At 67.8% G+C, this 22,581-nt stretch carries 24 protein-coding genes; 10 read left to right on the top strand and 14 right to left on the bottom strand.

The features are described from left to right. Window positions 1-5: 5 nt before the first annotated feature. From NDR87_RS03230 to NDR87_RS03195, 8 genes are all read right to left on the bottom strand, one after another. Complete coding sequence (locus tag NDR87_RS03230) at window positions 6-1,538, bottom strand: hypothetical protein (RefSeq protein ID WP_251908854.1); 1,533 nt, start codon at window positions 1,536-1,538, stop codon at window positions 6-8. Between the two features lie 46 nt (window positions 1,539-1,584). Further along, window positions 1,585-1,755 (bottom strand): hypothetical protein, encoded by a 171-nt coding sequence (locus NDR87_RS03225; protein ID WP_251908855.1) that lies wholly within the window; start codon window positions 1,753-1,755, stop codon window positions 1,585-1,587. 3 nt (window positions 1,756-1,758) lie between these two features. Further along, complete coding sequence (locus NDR87_RS03220; protein ID WP_251908856.1) at window positions 1,759-2,148, bottom strand: hypothetical protein; 390 nt, start codon at window positions 2,146-2,148, stop codon at window positions 1,759-1,761. 30 nt (window positions 2,149-2,178) lie between these two features. Further along, window positions 2,179-3,297 carry a hypothetical protein gene (locus NDR87_RS03215; protein WP_251908857.1) on the bottom strand — a complete coding sequence of 373 codons (1,119 nt, stop codon included), beginning with the start codon at window positions 3,295-3,297 and terminating at the stop codon, window positions 2,179-2,181. Between the two features lie 46 nt (window positions 3,298-3,343). Further along, complete coding sequence (locus tag NDR87_RS03210; RefSeq protein WP_251908858.1) at window positions 3,344-3,490, bottom strand: hypothetical protein; 147 nt, start codon at window positions 3,488-3,490, stop codon at window positions 3,344-3,346. A gap of 32 nt (window positions 3,491-3,522) precedes the next feature. Next, on the bottom strand, window positions 3,523-4,341 hold the full coding sequence (locus NDR87_RS03205; RefSeq protein WP_251908859.1) for a hypothetical protein: 819 nt from the start codon (window positions 4,339-4,341) through the stop codon (window positions 3,523-3,525). A 147-nt stretch (window positions 4,342-4,488) separates the two neighbouring features. Beyond that, window positions 4,489-5,832, bottom strand: a complete 1,344-nt coding sequence (locus tag NDR87_RS03200; RefSeq protein WP_251908860.1) for a M14 family zinc carboxypeptidase — start codon at window positions 5,830-5,832, stop codon at window positions 4,489-4,491. Between the two features lie 202 nt (window positions 5,833-6,034). Further along, entirely contained in the window at window positions 6,035-6,535 is a 501-nt protein-coding gene (locus NDR87_RS03195; protein ID WP_308212036.1) for a CinA family protein, read from the bottom strand. Window positions 6,536-6,713: 178 nt separating this feature from the next. Here NDR87_RS03195 and NDR87_RS03190 point away from each other — a divergent pair, with 178 nt between their 5' ends. Next, window positions 6,714-7,298, top strand: coding sequence for a TIGR03667 family PPOX class F420-dependent oxidoreductase (locus NDR87_RS03190; RefSeq protein ID WP_308212035.1), 585 nt, complete (start codon window positions 6,714-6,716; stop codon window positions 7,296-7,298). A gap of 12 nt (window positions 7,299-7,310) precedes the next feature. Here NDR87_RS03190 and NDR87_RS03185 read toward each other — a convergent pair whose 3' ends face one another. After that, the gene (locus NDR87_RS03185; protein WP_251908861.1) at window positions 7,311-8,171 is read right to left on the bottom strand and encodes a helix-turn-helix domain-containing protein; all 861 of its coding nucleotides are present in this window, start codon (window positions 8,169-8,171) and stop codon (window positions 7,311-7,313) included. 547 nt (window positions 8,172-8,718) lie between these two features. On the opposite strand from NDR87_RS03185, the gene NDR87_RS03180 reads away from it, so the two are divergent. The 4 genes from NDR87_RS03180 to NDR87_RS37835 all read left to right on the top strand — a co-directional run bounded on the left by NDR87_RS03180 (window position 8,719) and on the right by NDR87_RS37835 (window position 13,641). Beyond that, complete coding sequence (locus NDR87_RS03180; RefSeq protein WP_251908862.1) at window positions 8,719-9,369, top strand: hypothetical protein; 651 nt, start codon at window positions 8,719-8,721, stop codon at window positions 9,367-9,369. Window positions 9,370-9,472: 103 nt separating this feature from the next. Then, complete coding sequence (locus tag NDR87_RS03175; RefSeq protein ID WP_251908863.1) at window positions 9,473-10,417, top strand: sporulation protein; 945 nt, start codon at window positions 9,473-9,475, stop codon at window positions 10,415-10,417. 95 nt (window positions 10,418-10,512) lie between these two features. Continuing rightward, window positions 10,513-11,862: a guanine deaminase gene (gene guaD / locus NDR87_RS03170; protein WP_251908864.1), complete on the top strand. Its 1,350-nt coding sequence runs from the start codon at window positions 10,513-10,515 to the stop codon at window positions 11,860-11,862. Between the two features lie 105 nt (window positions 11,863-11,967). Next, a complete protein-coding gene (locus tag NDR87_RS37835; RefSeq protein ID WP_251908865.1) occupies window positions 11,968-13,641 on the top strand; it encodes a M4 family metallopeptidase in 1,674 nt (557 codons plus the stop codon). 61 nt (window positions 13,642-13,702) lie between these two features. On the opposite strand, the gene NDR87_RS03160 is transcribed toward NDR87_RS37835, so the two are convergent. Further along, window positions 13,703-14,668: a helix-turn-helix domain-containing protein gene (locus tag NDR87_RS03160; RefSeq protein WP_251908866.1), complete on the bottom strand. Its 966-nt coding sequence runs from the start codon at window positions 14,666-14,668 to the stop codon at window positions 13,703-13,705. A 235-nt stretch (window positions 14,669-14,903) separates the two neighbouring features. Here NDR87_RS03160 and NDR87_RS03155 point away from each other — a divergent pair, with 235 nt between their 5' ends. Both NDR87_RS03155 and NDR87_RS03150 read left to right on the top strand, forming a co-directional pair. Beyond that, window positions 14,904-15,815, top strand: a complete 912-nt coding sequence (locus NDR87_RS03155) for a manganese catalase family protein (RefSeq protein ID WP_251908867.1) — start codon at window positions 14,904-14,906, stop codon at window positions 15,813-15,815. A gap of 17 nt (window positions 15,816-15,832) precedes the next feature. Further along, entirely contained in the window at window positions 15,833-16,540 is a 708-nt protein-coding gene (locus NDR87_RS03150; RefSeq protein WP_251908868.1) for a hemerythrin domain-containing protein, read from the top strand. A gap of 105 nt (window positions 16,541-16,645) precedes the next feature. Here the strand turns inward: NDR87_RS03150 and NDR87_RS03145 are convergent, their stop codons facing one another. Then, on the bottom strand, window positions 16,646-17,437 hold the full coding sequence (locus NDR87_RS03145) for an SDR family oxidoreductase (protein WP_251908869.1): 792 nt from the start codon (window positions 17,435-17,437) through the stop codon (window positions 16,646-16,648). A gap of 56 nt (window positions 17,438-17,493) precedes the next feature. Further along, the gene (locus NDR87_RS03140) at window positions 17,494-18,321 is read right to left on the bottom strand and encodes an SDR family oxidoreductase (protein WP_251908870.1); all 828 of its coding nucleotides are present in this window, start codon (window positions 18,319-18,321) and stop codon (window positions 17,494-17,496) included. Between the two features lie 347 nt (window positions 18,322-18,668). On the opposite strand from NDR87_RS03140, the gene NDR87_RS03135 reads away from it, so the two are divergent. Next, window positions 18,669-18,911: a hypothetical protein gene (locus NDR87_RS03135; protein ID WP_251908871.1), complete on the top strand. Its 243-nt coding sequence runs from the start codon at window positions 18,669-18,671 to the stop codon at window positions 18,909-18,911. 54 nt (window positions 18,912-18,965) lie between these two features. Here the strand turns inward: NDR87_RS03135 and NDR87_RS03130 are convergent, their stop codons facing one another. Then, window positions 18,966-19,136, bottom strand: coding sequence for a hypothetical protein (locus NDR87_RS03130; protein WP_251908872.1), 171 nt, complete (start codon window positions 19,134-19,136; stop codon window positions 18,966-18,968). 295 nt (window positions 19,137-19,431) lie between these two features. Between NDR87_RS03130 and NDR87_RS03125 the strand changes: the two genes are divergently transcribed. Together NDR87_RS03125 and NDR87_RS03120 are read left to right on the top strand one after the other, a co-directional pair. Then, complete coding sequence (locus tag NDR87_RS03125; protein WP_251908873.1) at window positions 19,432-20,091, top strand: DUF4360 domain-containing protein; 660 nt, start codon at window positions 19,432-19,434, stop codon at window positions 20,089-20,091. 188 nt (window positions 20,092-20,279) lie between these two features. After that, window positions 20,280-20,939: a DUF4360 domain-containing protein gene (locus tag NDR87_RS03120; protein WP_251908874.1), complete on the top strand. Its 660-nt coding sequence runs from the start codon at window positions 20,280-20,282 to the stop codon at window positions 20,937-20,939. On the opposite strand, the gene NDR87_RS03115 is transcribed toward NDR87_RS03120, so the two are convergent. Further along, window positions 20,908-22,581 carry an NAD(P)/FAD-dependent oxidoreductase gene (locus tag NDR87_RS03115; protein ID WP_251908875.1) on the bottom strand — a complete coding sequence of 558 codons (1,674 nt, stop codon included), beginning with the start codon at window positions 22,579-22,581 and terminating at the stop codon, window positions 20,908-20,910. The genes NDR87_RS03120 and NDR87_RS03115 overlap by 32 nt on opposite strands.

The raw sequence follows: 22,581 nt of genomic DNA, 5'->3' as shown, positions 1-22,581 counted from the left end.
GACCGCTACGCCCCTTCGCTGGACAACATCGCCGCGACGGTGCCGTCACCGACCGCGGGGTCGACGATGGCGTTCAGATCGGGCGGGGTGAATCCGGCCGGTGCGTCGTCGATGGTCTCGACCCGCCACCGGCCCTCCGGGGTCTTGCGGTAGGTGACCTCGATATCGCGGGTGCTGGGAATCGGCCGCGACCGATCCGGGGTCTGCCACAGGAATCGCAGGGTGTCGCCGGGCTTCTTGGCGTCGGCCGTCCGGCGGACGTGCTGGCGCCACACCGGGATGTCCACCGGGCCGGGCGCGCGCACACTCGACTCGAACCAGTCGAGGCGGAACAGGCTGCCCAGCTGGACATACCAGGGCTCCTCGGCGAAGGCGGCCGCGCCGACCGGCGCATAGCCCCGGCGCTCCAGCTGCTCCTCGCGCCGCAGTTCCCGTCCGATGGTTCCGGCCACGCCGAGGGCGACGCCGGTCGTGCCGGGCACGGCGAGCGAGGGAGCCTTCGGCCAGCGGTACACGACCTCGATGCCCTTGGCGCTGCCGTACTCCCGGACCGCCTCCAGTTCGGCGAGGTGATCGGCGGTGGGCTCGGACCGCAATTCGATGTGCAGGATCCTGCGCTCGGCCGGGCCGGTGTGCTCCACGCGAAAGGCGCTCCCGCCCACGTCCTGGCTGCGGCCGGTGCCCGACTCGGTCGCGGCGAGAAGGTCGATCCCCTTCTGAATCAGCTGATTTCGGAGCGCGCCGGGTCTGGCATAGGCGCCGGGGTGGTTGTCCACGGTCTTGACCTGAACGAGCGTGCCGCCCTCGATCCGGACGCTGTCGGGGGTCAGTGGCAACTGTTTGCTGCCCACCCGGATGATTCCGGTCAACGGTGTCCGCGTGCCGCCCTCGATGAGATCGATGCCCGGATAGGCGCGCGGCAGCGGCGTCGCGCCGGGGTAGTACCGCTGACCGACCGGCCCCTCGGCGCTCAGCCCGCGGCCCTGATGTCCTTCGAACCAGTCGATCGCGAGGGTTTCGGGCGGGGGCCGCAGCCCGGCCGCCTGCTGGGCGAGCAACCGGGCCGCGGCCAGCTCGCCGGAGGCGCGGCGCTCATCGGCCTCCAGTTGGGTCAGCGCCTCGGGTGACCGCACGCCGATTCCCGTTTTCCGTTGTGCCCGAACGTCTTCCAGGCGGCCGGCGAGCACCGTGGTCAGCTCGGTGAGCAGCCGGACGCGCTCGGCCTCGAGTTCGGCGATCGCGGCGGGCGATCGGACCCCGATGCCGGTGGACAGATCGTGCTCGACCGCGCGCAGCCGAATGCGAATCCGGTCCTCGGGCGGGACATCCCGGGTCTCGCCCAGCGACGTCCGCTCGACCGCCGCCGCACCCGCCGCGCGCAGTTGCCTGCCCACCGCCCGCGCCACCGAGCCGGTCAGCTTGTCCAGATCCGCGCCGGAAGGAGTGCCGACAACCCGGACGCGCACGGGTACCGCGGTGCGGCCCGCTCGCCCGGCACGCGTCGGCAGACGGTGTGCGGGACGTATCTCCGGTGCCATGTGGTGTCCTCCCTGTCGAGGTGAATCGGGACGAGCCGAACCGTGTTCAGCCGCGGCTGCGTAGCGTGGTGTGCAATTGGTCGAAGACGTATTTCGCGACCTGGCGCAGGTGGTCCTCGCCCAGTTCGCCGACGACCTCGACCTCCACCGGGAAGTGGTAGACGGGGTCGTCCGCCCGTTCCGGTTCGGTTGCCGGCCAATCGGATTCGGCGGTCATCGGTTACTCGATCCCGGGCTGCAGGCACATGCAGGTGAAGGTGGCCTGCGGGACGCCGTCGACGACGACATTGCTGGGGTTGGCGGAGGTGATGACGCAGCGGCTGAATTTCAGCGCCTTGAACGACCAGTCGGTGCCGGTCTTCTCCGCCACGGCGATCTCGAATTCCTTACCGGTCACGGCGAGTTGGGTGAGATCGGCGACGACCGAGGCGAACGCCTGCACGGTCATGGTGAAGGTGAACGTCTGCGGCTGGCGGACATAGCCGAGGTTGTCGGCTTCGACGCTGTGCACGACCGTGTGCGGCACGTTGAAGGTGGGGGTGAATTGCGAGATCGGGCTGACCACCGTGCTGCCGAGCCGCACTTCCAGGCGGGTGTTCCAATTGGGCATTGTTCTGTCCTCGGATTCGCGGTCCGGCCGCTAGTTGAATTTCAGGTTGATGTTGATGCGGTGCATCGCACCCGCGTATTCGACGCTCACCAGGACCTGCGCGATCCGGCCGTTGTGCGCGTCCTTGATCGCCTGGATCTGGGCGGGGGTGAGGGTGTCGGGATCGGCGTCGAGCAGGTTGAGCACCGGGATGGTGATCTCGAAGCGCTCCAGGACGCCGCCCGCGAGCAGCGGATTGAGAACGGCCTCCATCTGAACGATCAACGCGCGCAACCCGGATCGGCTGATCCGCAGATTGCCGATGGCGCCGATCATCCGGGCCTTGAGCCGGAAACTGATGTCGTCGATCGTGCGCTGCACATCGATGAACTTCAGCCCGTTCGGCTTCCCGGTGTAGCCCTCGCCGAGGTAGACCCCGCCCCCGGGAATGAGCGTCGGCGAGGTCAGCCACACCACGCCCTTGCCCGCGATGCCCGGCGGCACCGGATTCTTCTCGTCCTCACTGCCGTTGAGCGCGTCGATCTGGGCGGCGGTGAACGGCGGGCTGGTGATCGCCACCTGCTTGAGCACCATCGAGGTGTAGGGCGGATGGCCCGCGATGGTGCCCGCCACCGCCGCCGCGGCGTCCTCCTCGCTCTGGTGCGCGACGTAGACCATCCGGTCGTCGACCAGGGGCCCGGCCACCAGGGCGGTCTCGGCGATGCCCTTGGTCAGCATGGCCACGCCCATGCGCTCCTTGCCGTCGACCCGGTCGGAGACGTTGACGACGTGGTCGCGCAGCGCCGTGATGGCGCCGCCGGGTTTGGCGGTCTCGGCGGTGAGCGCGGTATTGGCCACGACCACGAACTGCACGTTCAGCGCCTCGGCGGCCTCCAGCGATTTGGCGATGTTGGTGTCCTGCCGGATGCCCCAGAACTGGGTCGGGCTCGGATTCTGCCGCATCGCCACCGCCAGTGAGGCGCTCAGCGGCGAGGGGGCGGAACCGGCCGCGGTGAACGCCCGCAACGCCTCGTCGGGGGTGGACACCTGGACCGGGGCATTGACCGCACCGGCCGATCCGGCGCCGACCACGACGAGATTGCCGGTCGGCCGGACCGCGGGTGCGACGTAGTCGTACGAGGGAAACACACGCACGTAGCGGAGTGTCATGAGTTGTTCTCCTAGCTGGCGGAAAGGGATGTCGAGAGCCGAACCGTCACGGCTCGTGGTACTGGGCGCGCAGTTTCGCGCGGTATTCCTCGATTTCCTCGCGCGACATGGTGATCGACGGTTCCCATGCGGTCTGCTGCTCCTCGGCGGGCTCGTCGCCGGATTCCTCGGCGGCCGGTCGCGATCTCGGCATTGGTTCTCCTTCAAGGGGTTTCGATCGCCGGTTCAGACGAAGACGGCGAGAATCTGCTGTGCGGCGAAGAATGCGATGACCTGTTGCTGAGTGGGCCCGCCGCCGCTCACGGCCGCGGTCGGGAACACCACCAGAGGCGCTATGGGCGAGGTGATTTCGGCGAAGTCGCCGTCGCGGATCTCGTTGACGACCGGCTCCTGCGCGGCGAGCAGGCGCCGCACGTCGCGCAGTGTCGCGGTCAGGTCGACGGTCTCGCGGATGAGGATTCCGGTCCGCAGTTTCAGCCGCCTGCTCGCGGCGGGATCGGTGGGATCGAACGCCGCGGGCGGGGCGATCCGCACCTCGGCGAGCAGATACCGGAACGCCCGTCGCAGGTCGTCCACGGTGCTCAGCTGGTGCTCGCGCATGAAGGCATCGAGGTCGATATAGCGGAACTTCGCCCGGAATTCGTCGAGGGTGGCGAACTCGCCGAGCGGAGCGATGCCGAACGAATCCAGTTCTCCCGCATCGATTTCGAGGACCACCGTGGCCGACAGATCCGCCACGACATCGATCCACGTCGGCTCCGTGCCGTCGTGGCCGACGATGTCGACATCGGTGCGGATATGCGTCGGCATCGTCTGAGTCCAGTTACCGGTCCGGCGGATCACCGGATACAGCGGCTCCGCGCACGCGGGGGTGAGTACATCGACCGCCGTGACATCGTGAATGACGGCGTAGGGCAGCTGGTAGACCGCCGAAATGAGCGTGCGCATCCGGGTGCGACCGGTATCGGCGGCGGGAAACACCAGCTCCCGGACCCCGGCCGCGGAGGCGAGGCGAAGCAGAATGGCGTCCACGGCCTGGCTCATGACGTGCTCCTCCCGGTCGATGCCCGAGTCGGCATCTGGGAGACAGTCTTGGAGCCAGGGGTTTCACCGGCGTCTCATGCGCATTTCACGAGAACGGGCACCGGCCCGGTCGCAATGGGCCGGGCCGGTGTCATCGGGTTGGGGTGATCAGGAAACGGGTTGGGGTTGGGTCTGGGTCTGCTTGTAGGGTGCGCCCGCGAGTTGGGCGGCGGTGACGAAGGACTTCTTCAGCTGGGGCCAGAAGGTGCTGTCGACGCAGCTGTAGCGGGGCATGAAGCCGCCGCAGGACGAGGAGTTGTTCGGTCCGATCTCGATGGTGATGGCGGCCAGGCCCAGGGCGCCGTGTGCCTGGTCGATGGTGGTTCCGGTGGTCGAGTATCCGACGGTCTCCCGATCGGTGCCCACGACGAATCCGCTGGGCACGATCTTTCTGGTCAATGCCTTCAATTGGGTCAGGTTCTTCGGGGTGGCCCCGGTCGGGACGATGCCGTAATTGCCGTAGGAGTGCAGATCGATGACGATTCCGGTCGCGGTGTCGGGGACGTCACCGCCACCGGCGGGACGCTGATTGGTGAACAGCTTCTCGTAGAGCTGCTTGACCGCCTGGGTTTCCGGTTCCGAACCGGCCCGCGGACCCTGGAAGGTCTGCGCACAGGGGTTGCGCGAGTCGCCGCCCCAGCGGGCCGGGAAGTTGCGGTTCAGATCCACACCGGGACCGTTGCCGGAGCTGTCGACGACCGAGCAGGACGCCGGGGTCTGGCTGTTGTTCAGGTTCTTGCGCTGCATCTTGGGCCGGTTGCCGCCGCTGGCCACCACGTCGACGCCGTCCGGATTGGTCACCGGGACGATCCAGACCTCGGTGGTGTCCAGCACCGAGGTCACCGTGCGGTCGGTGCCGTAACCCGCGGCCAGATAATCCATCCAGCGCCACGCCAGCTCGCCGGTGGCCAGCTCGCGGGCGTGGATCTGCGCGGTGAGCAGAAAGCGCGGCTTGCGCTTGGTGGGGGCCAGGTCGCAGCCAGCCGGCTTGACCGTCCTCTTCGCCGCGGCCTTCTCCCGGTCGGTCCGATGTTGCGCCGGATCGACTCCGGTGAGGCACAGCACGCTCATGGTGTAGCCGCCGCGGCCGTTTTCGGCCAGCCAGGTTTTGCCGATATCGTGCAGCCGGGCGATGCCGGGATACTTGGTGGCGACATCACGGGCGTGGCCGAGCAATTCGGGCGAGGTGTGATAACCACCGTAGTAGGTTTTTCCCGCTTCGGGGGCGCGCAGTTCGTGGGGGGCGGACTTGTATACCGGCGCCTTCTTCGTCGGCGCGAGCCCCTGTTCCTGCAGCGCCCGGGCGGTCGCCTCATCGGCCGCGATCGTCACCTTGCCCGGGCCCGCGGGAACCATTTCGATTCCCGCCCGGGCGATGATGTCCACCTGAGCCTGCGACGGCACCGGGACGTCCCAGTAATAGGGGCTGTCATCGGCAGCGTGCGCGACCATGGGATTGAATGCAATAGTCGAAAATCCGCCGACAACCACCGCGGAAATGGATGCGAGAATACTGCGGAAACTACTCATGGACTTCCCTTGTCTCTCAGCCACTTTCAGATGTAGTGGCCCATTTATCGTACGAGCAGGGAAATATGATCAAATTTTTCGTACATCAACTGTTGGTGCTGCGTTCACCTGCAGTTTACCTGATTTAGGGGTGAGTGCGGCCGGTCGTACGCGACGGGGCGGGCACCGCCGCGCGCAGCAGCTCCAGGGCGTGCTCGACCGTCTGCCGCAGCACCTGCTCCGGATCACCGGAGAAGGAGTAGTGATGGGTGTCGACGCCATCCGGGGTGGACACCGCGAGCCATACCGATCCGACGGGCTCGCCGTCCTGTGGTTCGGGGCCGCCGACGCCGGTGGTCGCCACCGCGAGATCGGCCCGCATGAGTTCGCGCACGCCCTCGGCCATGGCCGCGGCGGTCTCGGCGCTCACCGGCGGACTGTCGGGCACGCCCAGGACGCCGCGCTTCACCTCGGTCGCATAGGCCACGACACCGCCGCGGAACCAGGTGCCGGAATTCGGCGCGGCGCCCAGTGCGGCGCACAGCTGACCGGCGGTCAGTGATTCGGAGACGGCGACACAGAGCCTGGCCGCCTCCAGTAGCTCGGCCAACCGGGCCGCGTTGCGTTCCACCTCGTCGCTGATCACCAATGCCGCTCCTCCGATCCGATCACCTCGTGTGATTCTCGGCCATGGTGCGGCATCGTGGTCCAACGGTCGTCCCGGCGAGTCGGGTTACGGCTGGCCGGGGCGGCCGCGGGCGTGGTCGATCCGCCGCAGGACCGCGACTGCCACGGTCACCGGCATTGTCCGCACGAGTATCCCCGTGGCGTGTGATTCGAAATTCAAGCTACTCACCGGTTTTCCGTTGCCGCACGGGTTCGTTACCGTCCGGTATGCCCCAGAAAACTTGGTCGGCGGAATTGTTCCGCCGGGCCGGGTGTTAATGGATCAGTCCGTTCGGAGCGAGGAGACGATCATGACCCAGACGCAGGTAGTGGATACCGGGACCGAGTTCGGGGCGCACGTCGCCGACCGGCTGACCGGCGAGGCGGTGGTGTGGCTGACGACCGTCGGACGCAGTGGTACACCACAGCCGAATCCGGTGTGGTTCCTCTGGCACGAGGGGGAGTTCCTCGTCTTCAGCCTGCCCGATCAGGCCAAGCTGCGGAATATCGCGGGCAATCCCCGGGTGTCGCTCAATCTCAACAGCACCGCCGAGGGCGGCGAGGTCGCGGTGCTGACCGGTACGGCGCGCCTCGACGACACCGGGGCCGACGCGACCGAAATCGACCTGTACACAAAGAAATACCGTGAAGCGATGACCCACATCAACTACACGCCCGAAAAGTTCTTCGCCGAATACAATGCTCTGATCCGCATCACCCCGGACCGGCTGCGCGGCTTCTGAGCGCGCGTTCCGCTACGGCCTGCTGCGCCTGGCCAATTGGAATTGTTCGTAGGGCCGCATCGGCTGCACCGGCCGCAGGAAGCGGTAGGTGCACTGCACGGTGTCGCCGGTGATCGGATGGCGCAGCAGGACCACATCGTCGTTGGTCTCGGCCTTGGTGAGCTCGGTGGCGAAGAATCGGGTGAACTCCCGAGGCGACTGGGTGTGGCAGAAGGTGAAGATCTCGTCGAGCCGCTGCTGGGAAACCAGGCCCGGCCCCATGACCCGCAGCAGGAAGATCAGGCGGATGGCGACGGTCTCCCAGTTGACCAGGAGTTCGCGCGCCGGCTCGGTCATCACCCATTCGACCAGGTTGCGCGGCCGCGGCGAGCGGTGATCGGCCGGGGCGAGGCTGGGGACCATTCGCCGCGCGAGGGCGTTGGCGGCCAGCACGTCCAGGTGGGGATAGCTGAAGTAGTAGGCGGGGTTGGCAATCGTCTCGAGGTGGTCCAGGTCGTCGGTGCTGATGGTCGGCGGCCAGGTGCCGACCTGCAGGGTGTCGATGCCGTTGAGCACCAGCGAGGTCACCTTGCGCAGCATCCAGTCCGGCAGGTCCAGGGCGCGACACCAGGCGACGAGGCTGTCCGCGCCCGGATTTCGCTGGCCCGCCTCCCATTTGCGCAGCGACGACAGCGTGGTCGAGGCCGCCAGGGCGACCTCCTCCTGGGTCAGGCCCAGCGCCTCGCGCCGCCGCCGCAGATATACGCCGACCTCCGGACGCTGAGACGCCCACGAAAACCGTTCGCCCCGACGACGTTCCGAGGCGGGTGCGATCGGGCGGCGGGACACGGCCCGGTGGCCCGTCCCGGGTACTGAGGGTGCGCCGATCTGCACAGCCGTCCTCTCTCCTCGCTCGCATTCGTGGCATCGCCGATTCGACTTCGCGGGCAACATATATCGGAAGCGTCGGCGAAAGTTACTGTTAGGACTGTCACTCGACCGGGCGGCGCGCATGACCGGCCGCGATCGTGCCCAACGCGCCCACGAAGCTCGTGCACAGTGCACAGTCTCAGGTGTTCCTGGTGCGGCCATCTGTGCAGGTGTGGGCGGTACGGGCGGGCGGACCGGGACAATTTGTGTCACTTCGTGTTCGAGATTTGCAAGCTGGACATTTGTCCTGCATAGTCTTGCTCGCCTCGGCAATCGGATGTGTTTTCGGAGCGTGTGCTCATCGCTGTCGGCTACGCAAAAGGCTTCTGCCGCCACCGGTATCGGCTGGAGATCGATCGCTCGGTGGCGGCAGAATGGCACGGGAATCCACCGCAGACGGTTCCCGCGCCCCAACCGGGCCCGCCCTTCCTGGCAACCGAAACGAGGGCGGGCCCGGGTTTGGAATTTTGCCGTTGAAATTCGATCTCGATCAATGCGAATGGTGACCACTATGACTACCAGGGGGTATGCGATCACTCGGCACTCGGCGCGAAATCGGCCGCTACTGGACGATTTGGAATTCTCGGCCGAAGTCGAGGCGCTGACCCTGGAAACCGAACGGCAAACCGTGCGGGACACCGATCGGCTGCTGATGGAAGCGATCGGCGCGGTGGTCGACGGCGGCGCACTGTGGCTGACGGCGCTGGGCAACCCGGTGCCGCGGGCGAGCAGGCTCGCGGTCCATCTCGCTCGGCGCGATCGCCTCTGGGCGGATCTCGAGCGCTTCGGTCACGTGCTGCCGCGGGGTGAGCGCCACGAGGGTGAGATCGCCGGACCCGAGCACGAGCTTCGATATGGCGGATGCATCGAATTGGCCACCGCCGGAGAGCTTCCGCTCGCCCTCGAGCTCACCCGCTGCACCAGCGCCGTGATCTTCGGCCGCCTGCGACGATGCGAGGAACGCGCCTGGGAGTACTTCCTGACCAGGCAGGTACCCGAACCCAAGGAATCCCGGGACCTGCTGCGCGCCGCCGCCGCACGGGTGGCCGAAGACCTGTTCGTCGTGCGGTCCTGGTTCGACGACGCCGCGATCGGTGCGGAGATCCTCGCCGAGGGCCGGATCCTCGACCGCGTCGAAGCGGCGCTGGCGGCGTCGGGGTAGCCGGGTTCGCCGTTCGCGCAGCCGAACTCGCGGGCGCTCGGCGGGCCGTCGGGCTAGGGTGGTGGCGTACCGGCGCCCACCTACCTCGAAGAGGAAATGCCTGATGTTCAAACGGATTCTGAGCGCCTTCGGCGTCGGCGGCCCGTCGGTCGACACCGTGCTCGACGCCCCGCACACCGAGCCGGGCCGCATGATCACCGGGCAGGTGCGCATTCAGGGCGGCAGCGCCGATGCCACCCTCGACCGGATCGTGCTGTCGCTGGTGACCCGGGTCGAGGTCGAGCGGGGTGATCACGAATACGGCGGGACCGCAGAGTTTTTCCGGTTGCCCGTCGCCCAGGGAGTCCAGGTGGCGGCCGGGCAGCCGGTATCGGTGCCGTTCCAGCTGCCGATCCCGTGGGAGACGCCGATCACCGTCGTCGGCGGGCACCCCCTGCCCGGTATGACCGTCGGTGTGCGCACCGAACTGGTCATCGCCGGTGCGCCCGACAAGGGCGACCTCGATCCGATTCACGTCTCTCCCACCGCCTCTCAGGACCGGGTGCTCGACGCCTTCGGGCGGCTCGGCTTCGGCTTCCGGGGCGCGGATGTGGAGGCCGGTCGCATTCACGGCGTCCACCAGGAGCTCGGGTTCTACCAGGAGATCGAGTTCTATCCGCCGCAGCGCTACGCCGGGCGCGTCAACGAGGTCGAACTGACCTTCGTCACCAGCCCGCACGAACTGGTCGTCGTGCTCGAGGCCGACAAGCGCGGTGGCTTCTTCAGCGCGGGCGGCGACGCCTTCGGTCGCTTTCACACCTCCCACGCCGACGCCCTCACCACCGACTGGGACGCCACGATCGAGGAATGGCTCGGCCACGTCGCCCAGCGCGGCCCCGCCTCGCACGGCCACCCCGGTTTCGGTCACCCGGGCCACCACGGCCACCACGGCCGCGGCCCCGGCATGGGCGGCATGGTCGCGGGCGCGGCGGCGGGCATGGTCGGCGGCATGTTCCTGGGCGAGGCGGTCGAGGAGATGTTCGACGGCGACTCGTTCTTCGAGGAGTGACCGGGCGCGCTTCCCGCACCTGACGCCCCCGCGTTTCCGGTGCCCCCGCGCGGGTATGCCGCCCGAGGTTGGCCGGAAAGTGACGGGAGGCGTGTGTGCGGCCTGCGGTGTATCGCGGCACGGTGCTGCATTTCCTGAGCGATCCCGGGGTCGAGGGGGAGCCGGGGAGCTGGGAGGTGTTCGAGGACGGGGCGCTCGCGGTGGGTGGCGACGGGCTGGTGCGGTGGGCGGGGGAATGGTCGCGGCTGCCCGACGCGCTGCGCGGGGAGGTGATCGATCACCGGGGCCGGTTGATCGTGCCCGGATTCGTGGACGCCCACGTGCACTACAGCCAGTACGACGCGATCGCGGGCTTCGGCGCGGAACTGCCGGAGTGGATGCGGCGGTACGTCTTTCCGGCGGAGCGGCGATTCGAACGGCGGGCGCATGCGGACCTGATCGCCGAGCTGTTCCTGGACACCCTGCTGGCCAACGGGACCACCACCGCGGCCGTACATCCGACCGTCCACCCGGCTTCGGTGGACGCCTTCGGCGCGGCGGCGGTGCGGCGCGGTATGCGCATGGTGTGCGGCAAGGTGCTGATGGACAAGCGGCCCGAGGCGCCGGAATTCCTGTGCGACAGCAGCGTCGCCGAGGCCGAACGGCAGACCCGCGAGCTGATCGACCGGTGGCACCACACCGGTCGGCTCGGCTACGCCATCACCCCCCGCTTCGTGCCGTCGAGCACCGATGCGCAACTGGCCATGGCGGCCGAGCTCGTCGGCGAATATCCGGATCTGCTGTTGCAGACCCACGCGGCGGAGAACATCCCCGAGACCGAGAGTGTGCTGGCCCGCTTTCCCACGGCCCGCTCCTATGTCGACGTCTACGACCGGCTGGGCATGCTGGGGCCCGGCACGCTACTGGCCCACTGCGTGCACATCGACGACCGGGATCGGGCCCGGCTCGCCGCCACCGGTACCGCGATCGCCTTCTGTCCGACCTCCAACCTGTTCCTCGGCAGCGGCCTGTTCGACCTGGCCGCGGCCCGGCGGGCGGGCGTGCGGGTCGGTCTCGGCACGGATTGCGGTGCGGGAACGAGTTATTCGCTGCTGCGCACGCTCAACGAGGCCTACAAGGTGGTGATGTCGACCGAGTCCGGTCGGTCGGAGCAGCTGCGGTTGTCGGCGCTGCTGGGGTTCTATCTGGCCACCCTCGGCGGTGCCGAGGCGCTCTCGCTGTCCGATCGGATCGGTAGTTTCCGGCCGGGTATGGAGGCGGATTTCGTCGTCCTGGACTGGGCGGCGACACCGGTGCTGCGACGGCGGGTCGAGGTGGCTCGGGACTTCGAGGAACGGCTGTTCGCCCTGATGATCCTCGGCGACGACCGCGCCGTCAAAGCGACCTATGTGCTGGGCCGTCGGGCCTACCGCCGAGGGGCGGTGCCAGCAGGCGCGGATCGCTGAATCATGTTCCGGTAAAAGGGGTTTTCAAGTTTTCGACTTGAGTGACTCTGTCGCGCAACCGGTTTCGTGAACAGAGCCCTTGACGGCGTGCTTCCATCTGAAGGCATGAACTCCAGAACCCGGGCGTCCCGCTACGCCGCCTTGTCTGTAATCGTCGCGACCACAACGGTTTTCGCCTCCACCGCCGCCTACGGTGAGCCACCGGCCCCGCCGGGCAGCTCGGATCTCGGCGCCGTCCCGAAGGAGGTGCTGAAGGATCCGGAGGGCACGATCCGCCAGGTGGTGCCGCAGCAGCCGGTTCCGGTGCCGTCCGGCACCCCGCAGGAAGCGCCCGCGGCCGCGCAGGCGCACGCCCGGGGCGTGGAGAAGTTGTTCACCGGCGAGCGGGTCGGCACGCTGGTGGTCGACCGGGTGCTGCCGGTGGGCGAGGGCTCGACGGTGCGGTTGCGTCAGGAGATCGACAAGGTGCCGGTCTTCGGAGCCTCGGTGGCGCAGAGCCTGGCCAAGGACGGGTCACTGGTGTCGGTCACCGGATCGCTGACCCAGAAGTCGCAGGGCAAGTTCACCGATACCAAACCGTCGCAGGCCGTGGCGGCCACGGCGGTGAAGGCCGTCGCGGAGCAGACCAAGTCCCCGGCCGACAAGCTGGCGGCGGGCGAGGTCAAGGCCTACTGGTACGACGCCAAGCTGGCCTCGGCGCGCGATGGCAAGAGTGTCGCGGTGCCCGCGTTCAAGGTCGAGGTCACCGGTGACGGCAACAACGAAAAGCCCGGGCAGTTCGTGGTTTTCGTCGACGCGAACGACAATGCCAAGGTGCTCGACAGCTGGGATGCCAGCCAGCATCTGAACCGGGTGGTGTGCGATGCGCGCAATCAGCGGCTGGATCTGAACAATCCGAAGGATCCGACCGTCTGCGGCGGACCCGACGGCATGAAGCCGGTCCGGGTCGAGGGACAGCCGCCGACCGGCATCGAGGATGTCGACCGGGTCTACGACTATATGGGCAATACCGAGGGCTTCTACAAGACCTACACCCAGCTGCCCGGGAATCTGACCGAGTTCATCGGATCCAATCCGGGCGATCAGCACGGTAAGGCCCTGCGCGCCACGGTGCGAATCTGTTCGCTGCAGGCCTGCCCGTACGCCAACGCCTTCTGGAACGAGGACCACATGGCCTACGGCGCCGGGGTGACCACCGAGGACATCACCGGCCACGAGCTCACCCACGGCGTGACCCAGCATGTCAACGGGCTGGTGTACCGCAACGAATCGGGCGCGATCAACGAATCCATGTCCGATATCTTCGGCGAGCTCACCTTCCTCACCGATATCGCGAACATGTGCAACACCCCGCAGAACCGGTGGAAGCTCGGCGCGTGCAGCTCGCTCGGCGTCATACGCGATATGCGCGATCCCAAGGCGCACCGTCAGCCCGACACCTACCGCGGGGAGTTCTGGTACACCGGCACCGGCGACAACGGCGGCGTCCACATCAACAGCGGTGTCGGCAACAAGGCCGCGCAGCTCATGGTCGACGGCGGCCTGCTGAACGGCCAGAGCGTCATCGCGATCGGCCTGCCCAAGACCGCGGCCCTGTACTGGACCACGCAGACCATGCTGACGCCCAACTCCACCTACCGCACCCTGGGCAGCGCGCTGACCGCGGCGTGTAATGCCAACGTGCGCAACAATGTCGCGCACACGACCATCTTCGACTGCACCCAGGTGGCCAATGCGGTGAAGGCGGTCAAGATGCCCACGTTGAACTCCGCCGCCTAGTTCCCGCCGATCATGAACCGGACGCCTCGCGGTCCTGGCCGGGGCGTCCGGTTCCCGCGGCTCACTCCGCGCGCTGTCGAGTGTGCCGCCAGTCCCTGGGCGTCATGCCGTAGGCGGTGCGGAAGCGTCGGGTGAAGTGGGAGGGGTCGCGGAAGCCGCTGCCGAGGGCGATCGCGGCGATGGATCGGTGGCGCAGGCCGGGATCGGTGAGCTGATTGCGGGCGAATTCCAGGCGCTGGTCGATGATCCACTGCTCGAAGCCCGATCCGGTGGGCTCCCAGAGTTTGTACAGATAGCGCACCGAGATGTGGTGCGCGCGGGCGACGGTGGCTGGACCGAGGTCCGCGTCGGTGAGGTGGTCGCGGATGTAGTCGCGAATCCGTTCCCGCAGCAGTTCGCCCGGCACCGCGGTGCCGTCCGCGGGGGCGTCGTCGGCCAGCGAGGTGAACAGGGCCCGGATCAGATCCACGCAGGCATTGCCCAGATCGGTCGCGCCGTGATCGTCGCTCAGGGAGTCGGCGATGCTGGACATCGAACGAATGTGGTTGGCCACCAAAGAATGGAGGGGGCTCTGCCGCGCTTGTCGCGCGAGCGCCTTCTCGACCGTGGGAGGCGGTAATTCCAGTCGCTCCACCGGCACGTACAACGCCGCCGCCGACCCGCCGCCGGTCCAGTCGAGGTCGAAGGGGGCGTCGAGGTCGACTGGGTAGAGCTCACCCGGTCGAATCGTCCACTGCGTCGCCCGACGCGCCACTCGAATCGGCGCGGCCAGTTGCAGATTGACCGCCACGGTGGCGCACGGCGAGCGCCGGACCTGTCCGGCGGTGCGGACGAGCCGCCAGCCCGACATCTGCCCGCGCACGAGGCTGACCGATCCGAACTCGGCGGCGTCGACCCGAGCGTAGATCCCGCCGTCGGCGGGTCCGAGCTCGAAGTGGGCGGGCGCGGTGGTGCTCAGCACCGCCTCCGCCACGGCCGCCGCGCGATCGTTCGGATCGACGAGATCGGTGTCCACGACCACAACCATGATGTCCTCCCATTCCTGGCAGCCGAATATTCGGTCGAGAACGGTGCATGCAGAGCCATTCTCGTGGTGCGGGCGCGGCCGAGTGGCGAAATCGCGCACCGAGCCCGGGCGCCCCGGCGCGCCCGGTCACCGGTACGGCGGCGAAAAGTATTGGGAAGAAAGCGTTTCCGGTGCACGTTCGGAGGTAGTCGGGCGGCGAGGGGGATCGAACGTTGCTCACAGCCTGGAGGCCGACGTGTTCCGTCATACCGACCACCTACAGTTCGACGTCAAGCCCGAGAAGCCGGATCCGGTATACGCGCGCAAGCTCCAGGAGCTGATCGGCGGGGCCTACGGCGAGATGACCGTGACCATGCAGTACCTGTTCCAGGGCTGGAATTGTCGGATGCCCGGCAAGTACAAGGACCTGATCATGGATGTGGCGACCGAGGAGATCGGTCACGTGGAGATGATCGCCACGATGGTGGCGCGGTTGCTGGAGGGTGCGCCCGCCACGCACGCCACCCAGGACGCCATGGGTGATCCCGTCGTCGCCGCCGTACTGGGCGGCATGGATCCGCAGCAGGCCATCGTGGCCGGTGGCGGTCCGGTGCTGGCCGACTCCAACGGGGTCCCGTGGAACGGCCGCTACATCGTGGCCAGCGGTAACCTGCTCGCCGATTTCCGTGCCAACGTTTCTGCAGAGGCACACGGCCGGGTGCAGACCGCGCGGCTGTATCACATGACCGACGACCCCGGGGTCAAGGACATGCTGAAGTTCAATCTCGCGCGCGACACCTATCACCAGAACATGTGGCTCTCGGCGATCGCGCAGCTGAAGGCCGACGGCGTGGAGGACACCGTCACCCCGAACGCACTGTTCGACGAGGAGCACGCCGAGCACGCCACGAGCCTGTGGCATCTGTCCGACGGCACGGCATCCGATCAGGGCATGTGGGCGCACGGGATGGCCCCGGACGGGGTGCACAAGAACGGTTTCCTCGCCGATCCGATGCCGCTGGGCGACAAGGCGAGCGCCCCGCCGCCGGATCCGAAGCTGTACGACACCTACGACGGCTCGATGGGTGAACCCCGTTCGACCGCACTGGGCACGCAGGCGGGCCTGCTGGGCAAGATCAAGGACACCCTGGACCCCGAAAAGCCTTGACCAGCGAGGAGTTGACGATGGCACGCTCACTGGCCGAGCAGACCGAGGCCGAACTCGGTGGCGCGCACAGCGTGCTCGCCCTGCAGAAGCGCGACCACCAGGTGATGGAGGGGCTGCTCGAGCGCATCGAACGAGGCAGCGGCGTGGCCCGCGAAAAGGCGCTGACCGCGCTGTGCCGGTTGGTATTTCCGCATGCCTTCGCGGAGGAGGCGGTCCTGTGGCCGGTGCTGCGGCGGGCACTGCCCGACGGCGAGGCCCTGACGTTGCACGTCGAGCAGGAGCATCAGCAGATCAACGAGCTGTTCACCGCGCTGGAGACGCTGCCGCCAGACAGCACCGAACACCGCACCCGGTTCGGTCGGATCGCCGAACTGCTCCGCCGGGACGCCCGGGACGAGGAGGATGTGCTGTTGCCGAAATTGCAAGCGGCGCTCAGCGTTTCGGAACTTCGGCGGGTCGGGCGGGTGTGGTGGGTGGTCCGGCACACCGCTCCGACCCGGCCGCATCCCACCGTGGCTCGTCGGCCACCGGGCAATGTGCTGGCGGCGCTGCCGCTGACCGGGCTGGATCGTGCCCGTGACCGCCTCGACCAGGCGGCCCGCCGGGTTCCGCCGCGGTTGGCGGTCGCGTACAGCCGCACCAGCCATGCTTTGGCGGGGGTGGCGGGCGCGGTGGAACATCTGCCACCGCTGCGTCGCGGGGAGGATCCCACCACTCGCACCTGATCGGCTGGTCGGCCGCGGCGTTGCGGATGGCCGCCGTGACGATGGCCGCGAGCGGGGATGCCTGCTGTCCTGCAACGGTATTGGCGAATCGCGGCTAGGGGTGGATCAGCCCGCCCGGTTCGTCGGCATGGACATGATCCGGTTCATCCTGGCCTTGATCGGTTCCGGTAGTAGGTGATTGAGCAGTCCGGCGGCCTTCACCGCGAGGGAGGCTGCCACGACCCGGCGCTCACCGTCGAACAGGGCTGCTACGCCCTGGCGGGCGACGTCGGCGGGATCGTCCTTGGGGCCCTGACCGATTCGAGTGCCCAGCATTTTGGCGCGGCGGAAGAAGTCGGTGTCGGTGGGGCCGGGCAGCAGGGCGGTCACGGTGATCCCGTTGCCGCGCAACTCGTCTCGCAGCGCCTCGGCGAACGACAGCACGAACGACTTGGAGGCGTTGTACACCGCCTGGCGCGGCCCGGGCATGGTGGCGGCGATCGACGAGGTGAACAGCAGTTTGCCCGTGCCGCGCGCGGCCATATCGCGGACCACGAGCTTGGCCAGCTGCACGGTGGAACGCACATTGAGGTCGATGATGTCGAACTCGTCGGAGAGATCGGTCTCCAGGAACGTTCCGCCGCGCCCGACACCCGCGTTCAGCGCCGCCGCGTCGAGCTGCCGCCCGCCCTCGGTCGCGGTGGCGTAGAGCCGCTCGACCCCCGCCGCGGTGCGCAGATCCGCCTGCACCGCACGGACTTCGGTGCCGTCGTTCAGGGATTCGGCGGCGGCCCTTATCCCGGCGTCCTCGGCGGCGATCACCAGATCGAAGCCGCGGGATTGGAATTGCCGGGCGATTTCCAGGCCGATGCCACTGGATGCGCCGGTCACCAGGGCGAGTTGGCGTGATTCGGTCATGGTTCCGGCTACCCGGGTGTGGTCGGTTCATGCGGGGCGGATCCGGATCGCCTCCGTCACGGCTGCCGCCATTTGTCGTCACCCAGCATCCCCGAGGCCTGCGGTCCCATCAGCAGCATGCCGCCGTCGACCACATAGGACGCGCCGGTCACATAGCCGGCGGCCGGGGTGGCGAGAAAGGCCACGACGGCGGCGACCTCCCGGGCGTGGCCGGGGCGGCCCAGCGGAATGCCCGGGCGGGGCTGCTCGCGTGGGTCGGCGTCCTCCTGGCCGGTCATGGGTGTCGAGATTTCCCCGGGGGCAACGGAATTGACGGTGATGTCGTATTCGGCCAGTTCCATCGCCAGCACCTTGGTGAGCGCGCCCAGCCCGGCCTTGGCGGCGCAGTACGGGGCGGCGCCCACGCGCGGCGCATGCTCGTGCACGCTGGTGATGTTGATGATTCGCCCGCCGCGCCCGGCCTCGATCATGCGCGCGGCCGCCCGCTGCGAGCACAGGAACGCGCCGTCCAGATCCACCGACAGCACGCCGCGCCAGGTCTCGAAATCCATATCCATGACCTTCTGCGCCGATCCGGTGCCCGCGCAGTTGACCAGGACGTCGATGCCGCCGAGTTCCTCGGCCAATTCGTCGACAACGGCCGCGGCGGTGGGCAGATCGGTGAGGTCCAGCCGCCGCACCGCGGCGCGGGCACCCTGCGCGCGCACCTCCTCGGCGGTGCGCCGGGCGCCCTGCTCGTCGCGGTGATAGGTGATTCCCACATCGACACCGCCGCCCGCCAGGGCCACGGCGATCGCGGCGCCGATGCCGGAGTCGGACCCCGTCACCACCGCCCGCAGCGGTGCGCCGGTTCGTTCGTGCGGTAAACGTGCCGAGGTAGTCATGTCCGAGGGCTACCCGGCCAGCACCGGTGCACACATCGCGACATCGGCGGTGTGCGTGATCGAGTAGGTCGAAAAGGTCTGTCGGGCAGGCGCTTCCATACCAAAGGCCGGTGTGATGCACATCTCACGGTAGCTTCGTGATTGCTCTTCGGAAATCGGAGGAGATCGGTGGGCGAACGCCGGATGACGAGGCGGCGACGGGGACGCCATCCGAACATTGATCGGACTTTCCGGACGAAAACGACATTCAGTTCTCGCTATTCCTTGGTTACCGACCTACTGGTCGATTGCTCGAGATCAATATTCGGGTGCGGGTCGGCCCGTGGAATGAGAAGGGGAATCACCTGATGAACAAGATCCGCACCCTCGGCCTGGGCTGTGTGGCCGCGGCCGCGATTGTGCTGGGCGGCACCGGATTCGCCGGTGCGACCGTGGTGCTCGAGCCGGAGGCGCCCGCCGCCGCCGAGATCGCCACCACCGATGCGCCGACGGGGTCGGCGTATCTGGTGACCGGCTCGGCGGAACTGCTGAAGACCGGTTTCGGCAGTGCGAACGGGCCGATGTGCCCGGGCGGCAAGTGCCCGAAGTGAGGGTAGGGACCTGATCGTGGTGCCCGGGCTCCACAGCCGGGCACCACTTTTCGGTCAGCGCAGTAGGCCCAGCGGCACGACCAGGGCCGCGCTGAGGCCCAGTCCGGTGATGGCCGCATATCCGGCGGCGTGGACGAGGGCGGCGACGACCAGGGCGATCCCGGAACGGGTCCGCGCGGTGTCGCAGGTCGTATCCCGGAGGTGACGCGGCGTCATCGCAGTCATGCCGACGGCCTACCCGGTCGATTCGCGATCACACTTGTCGAATCGAAATTGCTTCCGATGCGTGAGAATTCTACGGGGCGTTTGTGTCATATCGCCAGGAACGGGCGAAACCCGCCAAAGCTGACATGAAAAGCCGCGCCCGCGGCGGTGTTCCACGCATATCTCCAATCGGTGCGCGACACATACGATCACCGGATCATAGGCGTGAAAAGTCAACGGCGAGTAGGGGTTCGGCGCGACACGGTGGACTGCATACAGTTGGACGTGTCTGCGGCTGGAACACCGTGAGGTAATCATGTACAAGAAGTTGGCCGCCTTCGGCGCCGCCCTGTTCGCCTTCGCTCTCCCGCTGTCCGCTTCCCCGGCGACCGGTGTCCCCGCGGTCGACCGGACCGATTCCCCACCACCCGGCAAGATCACCATCGACGTCGTGACCGTCAACGGCTCCGGATGTCCGCAGGGCACGGCCCGGGTGTGGGTTTCCGAGGACAACACCTCCTTCCGCGTGGCCTACGACCGGTTCACCGCGCGGGCCGGTGGTGACGCGGCGCCCACCGATTTCCGCAAGTTCTGCCAGATCGTGCTGCAGGTCCACGTCCCGCAGGGCTTCACCTACGGCATCGCCTCGGCGACCTACCGCGGTTTCGCGCACCTCGAGCCCGGGGCGAGTGCGCTGGAATTGGCCAGGTACTACTTCCAGGGCGATTCGGCCACCGAATTCGTCGACCATGGCTTCAACGGTCCCATGCACGACGACTGGCAGGTCACCGATACCACCGATATCGCGGAGATCGTGTATCAGCCCTGCGGGCGGACCCGCGATTTCAATATCAACACCCAGTTGCGGGTGAAGACCGGCGGCTCGAACGCGGAGGCGGGTACGAGCTACATCACCATGGATTCCACGAACGGCAGTGTCAACACGACCTATCGCTTCGCGTGGAAGCGGTGCTGAACACCCCGAAACCAGACCGTGCGGCGGGCCGTCGGAGCGTATTTTCGGCGGCCGCCCACCGATGCCGTGCTTATCGGTGGAAACGTGAAATGGGCTGTGTCAGTAGGGGTTTCGGTGCCATGACGCCGTGCTTACAGTGAATGTGTCTGAAGTGCGGTAGGTCTGCTACCGGAGTATCGGAGGAAATCATGGACAAGAAGTTCGCCGCCATCGGCGCTGCGCTTTTCGCGTTCGCCGTTCCGATGGCGTGCGCACCGGCTTCCGGTGCGCCGACCCCCTCCTGGGGCACGCCCCCGCCGCCGGACCGGATCGTCATCGATGTCGTCACCGTCAATGGGACCGGCTGCCCGCAGGGCACCGCGGCCGTGGCGGTATCGCCGGACAACGAGGCGTTCACGGTGACCTACAGCGCGTACACGGCCCAGGTGGGAGTGGGGGCCGGTCCGACCGATTTCCGCAAGAACTGCCAGATCGGGCTGAGAGTGCATGTGCCCCAGGGCTTCACCTACGGCATAGCGTCGGCGGACTACCGCGGCTTCGCACATCTGGAACGCGGGGCGACCGCCCTGGAACGGGCGCGCTATTACTTCCAGGGCAATTCGCCCACCCAGTTCGTCGACCACGCGTTCCAAGGCCCCATGGACGACGACTGGCAGCAGACCGACACCACCGAGGTCGATGCGATTGTCTACGAACCGTGTGGGCAGATGCGCGACTTCAATATCAATACCGAGTTGCGCGTGAGCGCCGGGACGTCGGATCCGAAGAAGACCACCAGCTTCATCACCATGGATTCCACGGACGGAAATATCAAGACTACCTACCATTTCGCGTGGAAGAAGTGCTGAGGCCGAGGTCGGCGAGGATTTCGCGCGCCGCGCGAATGCCCGTTTCCGCGCCGCCGTTCATATATCCCTGCGATTCGACGGAGGTGTGTTCGCCCGCCAGGTGAATATTGCCCTGGCGCATGCCCTCGTATCCGGCGAAGCGGTGACAGTAGCCGGGTGGATAGCAGCTGTAGGCCCCGAGGGAATTCGGATCCAGATGCCAGGCGGACAGGGTGGCCTTGCCGTTCCACAGCGACGTGATGCCGGGGACCACCCGCTCGAATTGCGGTAGGACGATGTCGACCGCGAGCCGCACGGCGGGGTCGGGGGCGGTGACGAACGGCGTGGCGGTGAGGTATTTGAGGGTGTCCAGTCCCCCGCCGTACTGGATCGCGATGCCGTGCGCACCGGGCTGTCCGGCGGTGGCGTCCCAGATCTGCTGGTAGCCCACGTCGGTGAAGCTCATACCGTTCGACACCCCCGGCCAGGGGCCGCGTCCGACCCAGGCGCGGCTGGTGAACTGCATGTTCAGCTTGGTGCAGCTGCCCATAGCCAGCGCCGAAATCGACTGTGTCAGTAGCGGATCGAATCCGGCGCCGCGGTAGTCGATGCGCTTCAGTATCGAGATCGGCAGCGTCAGGATGGTGTGATCGGCGACGACGGTGCGGCGGGTGCCGCGGTCGTCGAAGGTCAGGGTCTGGGTGCCCGCACCGTCGCGGGTGATGGCCTCGAGCCGCCAGCCGTGCCGGATCGTCTCGCCGGGCAGAGCGGCGGCGATCGCCTCGGGCAGGCGCTGATTGCCGCCGGTGATCTCATAGCGCTCGTCGGAGGCGCTCCACACCTGCGGATCGTCCGGGTCGGCGTCGGGGCCCATCAGATAGACCAGATTCAACGCGGTCTGCGCGGCGGTGGGCAGGCCGTACTCGACGACGTAGGCGTCGTCGAGATACCGCGCGATCCAGGAGGCGTAGCCGCCCGGCACCCGGGTCGAAAGCCATTCGGCCAGACTCATATTGCTCAGCGCGATCGCCGCGGGTGTGGCGCGGTCCCAGGTGGGGGAGTCGGGTCCGGCCGCGGCCAGATCCGCGCGCAGCGCGTGATACACCGGCTGGAAGTCGGCGACGAAGGCGTCGCGGGACTGGTAGCGGCCCTCGAAGAACAGCACATCGTCGCTGTCCGGCGGCGCGGCCGCGCGCGTGTCGGTCAGCGGCAGCCCGAAGCGGGCACACAGCTCGCGGATGGTGGTGTGTCCGGAATCTATTGCCTCCCCGCCGTATTCGCTGACCTGGCCGCCGTCCCAGTAGTTCGGCTCGGAGCGCATCCGCCCGCCCACCCGGTCGCTCGCCTCGTAGACGGTGGCGGCGAGCCCGGCGTCGGCCAGGGTCAATGCCGCTGTGAGACCGGCGATTCCGCCGCCCACGACGGCGATACGCGGTTGCTCGGCGGCCCGTGCGAGGGCCGGGCGGCGCCCCGCGGCGGCGTTCAGCGCGGCCGCCCCGCCCAGGGCCGCGCCGAGCCGGAACAGCCCGCGCCGACTCAGGGTGGGCAGCGCCTCGGCCGCGCGGGCCTGCCGGAATTCCGGCACCGGCATGCCGAGTCGTCCGGCTCCGGCGTGCTCGGCGACCGTCCGGCGGATCAGCCGGAACATGGGAGTGCGTGGCAT

It is taken from the genome of Nocardia sp. CDC159, assembly GCF_023740735.1.
GTDB lineage: Bacteria > Actinomycetota > Actinomycetes > Mycobacteriales > Mycobacteriaceae > Nocardia > Nocardia pulmonis.
This window is presented reverse-complemented; position numbering and strand designations above follow the sequence as displayed.